The following is a 244-nucleotide window of genomic DNA, read 5'->3' on the forward strand; positions in this document are numbered from 1 at the left end:
TAAACTTCTTTCCAATCAAGTCCTTGCTTGACCATTTGATTTATATCTAATAACCAACGCAATCGAGACCAGCCATGACGTGCCCCATGAGAAATCAGAAATAAAAACAAGTCTTCTCTTCCTAATTGATATATAGATTCACTTGTAAGTGTGCTTGTTCGTTTTCGCTCCCACAGTGCCTCAAAGCTTGGCTCCTTTCCTGGTCCAGGGTGTAATCTCCAATGAATTTCAATTTTAATTTGCT

1 protein-coding gene is annotated in these 244 nt (G+C 38.9%); it reads right to left on the bottom strand.

Going from position 1 to position 244, the window contains the following annotated elements:
* Positions 1-244, bottom strand: a 244-nt coding sequence (locus KVT27_RS25805; protein WP_217582298.1) for a nucleotidyltransferase family protein, incomplete at both ends; no start/stop codon positions are given.

Origin of the sequence: Lysinibacillus sp. GbtcB16 (genome assembly GCF_019091145.1) — a bacterium.
Lineage (GTDB): Bacteria > Bacillota > Bacilli > Bacillales_A > Planococcaceae > Lysinibacillus > Lysinibacillus fusiformis.